This is a genomic window from Kitasatospora sp. NPDC088351 (assembly GCF_040685575.1).
Classification (GTDB): domain Bacteria; phylum Actinomycetota; class Actinomycetes; order Streptomycetales; family Streptomycetaceae; genus Kitasatospora.
On record NZ_JBFBIL010000120.1, the window covers coordinates 1 to 4,412 of the forward strand.

6 protein-coding genes and 3 pseudogenes are annotated in these 4,412 nt (G+C 67.5%); 6 read left to right on the forward strand and 3 right to left on the reverse strand.

The genetic code is table 11. From position 1 onward, the window contains the following. Positions 1-221: pseudogene (locus AB0P06_RS36545) on the reverse strand (hypothetical protein); the annotation flags it as partial. Between AB0P06_RS36545 and AB0P06_RS36550 the strand changes: the two are divergent. The 3 genes and pseudogenes from AB0P06_RS36550 (at position 222) to AB0P06_RS36560 (ending at position 1,933) form a co-directional block, all read left to right on the forward strand. After that, complete coding sequence (locus AB0P06_RS36550) at positions 222-533, forward strand: hypothetical protein (RefSeq protein ID WP_363615274.1); 312 nt, start codon at positions 222-224, stop codon at positions 531-533. A gap of 421 nt (positions 534-954) precedes the next feature. Further along, positions 955-1,469: pseudogene (locus AB0P06_RS36555) on the forward strand (NUDIX domain-containing protein). Between the two features lie 80 nt (positions 1,470-1,549). After that, a complete protein-coding gene (locus tag AB0P06_RS36560) occupies positions 1,550-1,933 on the forward strand; it encodes a DUF6011 domain-containing protein (RefSeq protein ID WP_363615277.1) in 384 nt (127 codons plus the stop codon). A gap of 75 nt (positions 1,934-2,008) precedes the next feature. Here AB0P06_RS36560 and AB0P06_RS36565 read toward each other — a convergent pair whose 3' ends face one another. After that, entirely contained in the window at positions 2,009-2,416 is a 408-nt protein-coding gene (locus tag AB0P06_RS36565) for a phosphohydrolase (protein WP_363615279.1), read from the reverse strand. A 216-nt stretch (positions 2,417-2,632) separates the two neighbouring features. Here AB0P06_RS36565 and AB0P06_RS36570 point away from each other — a divergent pair. The 3 genes and pseudogenes from AB0P06_RS36570 to AB0P06_RS36580 all read left to right on the forward strand — a co-directional run. Beyond that, positions 2,633-2,923: pseudogene (locus tag AB0P06_RS36570) on the forward strand (helix-turn-helix domain-containing protein); the annotation flags it as partial. Next, on the forward strand, positions 2,914-3,171 hold the full coding sequence (locus tag AB0P06_RS36575) for a winged helix-turn-helix domain-containing protein (RefSeq protein ID WP_363615283.1): 258 nt from the start codon (positions 2,914-2,916) through the stop codon (positions 3,169-3,171). The pseudogene AB0P06_RS36570 and the gene AB0P06_RS36575, both read left to right, overlap by 10 nt. Before the next feature lie 29 nt (positions 3,172-3,200). Further along, entirely contained in the window at positions 3,201-3,695 is a 495-nt protein-coding gene (locus AB0P06_RS36580) for a transposase (RefSeq protein ID WP_363615285.1), read from the forward strand. Between the two features lie 33 nt (positions 3,696-3,728). Here the strand turns inward: AB0P06_RS36580 and AB0P06_RS36585 are convergent, their stop codons facing one another. Further along, positions 3,729-3,935, reverse strand: a complete 207-nt coding sequence (locus AB0P06_RS36585; protein WP_363615281.1) for a transposase — start codon at positions 3,933-3,935, stop codon at positions 3,729-3,731. Between the last annotated feature and the right edge of the window lie 477 nt (positions 3,936-4,412).

Here is a 4,412-nt window from a genome sequence, read left to right on the forward strand (position 1 = left end):
CGCTCCAGAGCGGTGCGGCGCTCCGGGGAGAGACCCGGGATCCCGGCGGCCACGGTGGCGATCTCCTCGACGGCGCGGTAGCGCGTGAGCCGGACACCGTCGACCGTCTCGCTCCCGGCCTTCTGCATCACCAGAGCCGCCGCCGCCACGAAGCCGGCGTCCCCGTCACCGGCGTCCACGACCTGCGCCACCTCGCCTGCGCCCTCGCCATGGACGAACACGTGCCACTGCCCATCGTCTCCAAGACGCTGCGGCACTCCACCTTCTCCACCACCGTGGACGTCTACCACTACCTGACCATCCAGGCCGTCCGCGAAGCCGTCGACGCCATCAACCACGCCCTCGACCAAGCCGACCACAACGCCCTGCACGACCACCACGCCACCCGAATCCCCCACAACCCCCGCCTGACCACCCACCAGACACGGAAAACGACACAGCATCGCCAACCAGCACCCCGGCCAACCCACCGGGACCACACTGCGACCACCAGCCGACGAAACATCAAAAAGGCCGCCTCCACCTTTCGGTGAAAGCGGCCTACGACCTGCGAAAACGCTGGTCGAGACGACAGGATTTGAACCTGCGACCCCTTGACCCCCAAGTCAAGGGGTACAACTATTGTCGACAGTCGAGGCCTCAAAGCTTCGGCCTTCGTATTGCTCAATCATTCTGATGCACAATTGAGTTGGGACTTCTCAACGGAAGCGATGGCAGAGCGAGCTGACAGCTGCTCAGTGTTTGCTTCGTGCACAAGTGTCCGTTTCGAACCATCGGCGCCCATGGGCGCTCATCAGGTGTGGCCCCAAAGTGGTCCCCAGGCCGACCGCCCCGCCACAGCTACTGCCTGTGATCAAGACCTGTCGACCCTTCAGCAAACGGCGTCGCACCTGCCCGACCGCCCCTGCGTCGATGCCGTCAGCCGGCGCAGACGCCTGTGGGTAGGAGCACCCCGTGAGCCGCACCGACTACTTCGACGGCCCCGGCGCCCCGAAGGCCCAGCGGATCGTCCCTGCCGTCACCGTCTTCGTGCTCAACGACCACGGCGAGGTGCTGCTGGAGCGCCGCTCCGACAACGGACGCTGGGCGATGCCCGGAGGTGTCCAGGAGATCGGCGAGAGCATCGCCCAGGCGGCCGTCTGCGAAGCCGAGGAGGAGACCGGCATCCGGGACGCGTGACCGGCATGGTGGGCATCTACAGCGACCCCATCCACGTGATCGCGTTCTCCGACGGCGAGGTGCGTCAGGAGTTCTCGATCTCGATCACACTGCGCGCAGAGCCCCTCGGCGGCACGCTGCGGGCCGGCTCGGAGTCGTTCGAGGTCCGCTGGATTCCCCGTTCCGAACTTGACCACCTGGACATCGCCCCGACGACGCGGCTCCGCCTGGACCGCGGATTCGAGAACGACCCGGCTCCCTACATCGGCCAGGCCGTCTCTTATAGATCTTGCCGAGGTCCGAGCCCCTGAATTCCAGGAGCCCAGCACGTTCCGCAAGGGGAGCCCTCACAATGTCTTTGACTAACCCCCAGGCTACGAAAGGCCGCAGTATGAATGACGACTCCCCGCACCGGTGGTGGACGCCCCGCACCGCCCCCGTCGCCGCGTCCGACGGCGGCCAGCAGGAGCAGGAATCCCGCTTCCGGACCACCGCCGCCCGCGTCCGCGTACGGGCCGTGAAAGCCGCTGCGGCGGCCCGCCCGCACCTCGGACCGATCGCCACGACCGTCGCGACCGTCGCCATCTCCACTCTGGTCTCCTCCGCCCTCGACCGCGGCGGGCCGAACGGCCGAGGTTTGTCGCCGTCCCCGCCGTGCCGGCCCACCAGCGGGGGGCCGTCCTCGACATGCCGGGAGTGCGGGCGCCCCCTCACCGATGGGCTATCCCAGCAGGCCGGATACGGGCCGACCTGCGCTCGCTACAGACTCCTCTGACCGCGGCACGAGGACGGTCCCCGCACATGCTCGTGTGCGGGGACCGTCCTGTTCACGCACATGCCGACCAGCGGGCTAGCCGCCGCTGCCGGCGGCCAGCCGCACCTCGGCACGGGCCACCATCGCCAGCAGGGCGGGACGGGCCGCCGACACGGCCCGGTGGACGACGTGGTCCGGAGCGTAGCGGCGAAGCACCTCGTCGAGCCGGGAGGTGGCGTCCACCAGTTCCCCGTCGGGTCCGCCCGTCAGGTCACAGAACGTGATGGCGTCCAACAGATCGGCCGGAGGGCGCTCGAACTGCGCCAAGGCCAGCGACAGAGCCAGTTCGGCAGCCTCCCACTGCGACGAGGAGTGGTAGGCCACGAGTGAGCAGACCAGAGGAGCGCACCCCAGGAGGGCGAGGTGGCGGGCGCCGTCGATCATGTGCTGGCCCGTGTCGACCGCCGCAGCCGCGTAACCCACATCGCGCAAGATCGCGCCCACGGCCAGAGAGTCGCGGTCATCACCTACAACGTCCCCCAGCGCCCGTGCCTGGGACAACACCCTCTGGGAGTGCGCCCACCGCTGCGGCAACTCCGATAGCAGCGTGCCCGCCAGGCGGTGCGCGGCAAGTGCATCGACCCACACTACTGAGCTTGATCGGGTGATGTCGGGGTCGTTCGGCTGACGGGCGCTGGACGGCTGCGGTAGCTGTTGGTTGTGAGATACACGCAGGGCTGCGGCTTGGCCGACGCCGAGAGGGCCGCGCGCGAGCGGATCCGATTGCAGGCCGTCGTCCGCTTCGAGGGTGGGGAGAAGAATAGAGAGATCGCCGGGCCGTTGCGGGTGAGCGAGCGGTCCGTTGAACGCTGGTGTCGACAGTGGCGTGAGCGGGGGCAGGACGGGGTCCAGTCGAAGGGATCGCCAGGGCGGCCGAGGCTCAGTGACGCGCAAATCGACCGTCTTGAGCGGGAGTTGAAGCGCGGCCCACTGGCCCATGGTTGGGAGGATCAGCGCTGGACCCTGGCCCAGGTGAGGACGCTGATCGGGCGGATGTTCCACGTCAGCTACACCTGGAAGGGACATGGCGCCTACTCAAACGCCATGGCTGGGCGCGGCAACAGCCGGCCCGGCGGGCGATCGAACGCGACGACGCGGCTGTCGAATTGTGGAGGAAGGAGGTGTGGCTCCAGGTAAAAGCACTGCGGCGGCTCGGGGAGCCTGGGTGGCCTTCGAGGACGAAGCCGGGCAGACACTGAGACTGCCGCACGCCAGGACCTGGGGCCGAGTGGGGTGCACTCCAGTCGTGCAGGTGAAGGGCAGGGGCTCCGGACGGATACCCATGGTCGGGAGGAACTGCTACAAGAACGGCGAGCACTCCCGGCTGATCTTCAGGGTCCGCCTGCACCGAGCGCGCAAGGGCGAGCGCAAGAGCTTCACTTGGCAGGACTACCGAGACCTCATCGTCCGGGCCCGCTACCAGCTCGGCGGCCCGATCGTGCTCGTCCGGGACAACCTGTCGGTCCACCTTGTGCCGCAGATGAAGGACTTCATCGCCGCGAACGAGGACTGGCTGACGGTCTTCCAACTGCCCTCGTACGCAACGGACCTCAACCCGCAGAAAGGAATCTGGTCGCTCGTCAAGCGAACCATCGGGAACCTTGCCGTGGTCAACCTCGACCACCTGACCAAAACCGTCAAGCGGAGCCTGAAGAAGATCCAGTACCGACCGCACCTAATCGACAGATGCCTCAACCAAACAGGACTGATCAGGGACGGCTGACCCCGGCCGGCCCCCGACACCACTCGTTCAATTTCAGCAGCGTCGGAAGAAGGCGTAGGCGCGGTCCCACGCGGGGAAGTCCGATGGCATCGCCCGCCACATGATGCCGCCCGCGACCAGGTGGCGAACCGCGTCGACCATGTGCCGGTGGCAGTAGCCCTCGAGCTGTCCGCCCCGGTCCCCCAGCCGGCCCGGAACCGGCAGTACGGCGCGAACCTCGGCCCACTCGGCGCCTGTCATGTCCGACGGACAACGATGCTCCCGGGTCGGACGATCGCTCGCATTCCCGTACATGTGGGCGAGGCAATCACACTACAGGGAAGCCAAGTTAAAGCCAGCTCGAGCAAGGGATTAGAACCGCGGCAACAGGGCCTCCGGCCGCTCAACGGTCTCGACAACCACGAGCTGCACCAGAGGCCCTGCCCTCATTCGCGGACAGCCGAAAGATCACCCGGCCGAGCCGATACCCTCGAACTCACGCCAGCTGCCTACGAAGCCGCGCCGACGGCCTGGCCGTGCGCCTCAGCCTCCCGCAACGTCGTGCTTGTCCCGCCCGCGCGTCCGTGGTCAGGAGAACAGAGTCAACTGTCCCTCCTCCGGCTCCTGAGCCAGCCCGGGAGCGTCTGAGAGGGCGGTTCGAGAGTTGATGTCCGTTTCGAGTTGAGGTTGGGGAGAGGGCTGCTGGCTGCGGGGGTTCGGTCGGCTACTGCTTCTTGG

Excerpts from the sequence above, each read along its gene's own strand:
- AB0P06_RS36560 (WP_363615277.1), top strand. The coding sequence starts at position 1,550 with ATGAATGACGACTCCCCGCACCGGTGGTGGACGCCCCGCACCGCCCCC.
- AB0P06_RS36585 (WP_363615281.1), bottom strand. The coding sequence starts at position 3,935 with ATGACAGGCGCCGAGTGGGCCGAGGTTCGCGCCGTACTGCCGGTTCCG.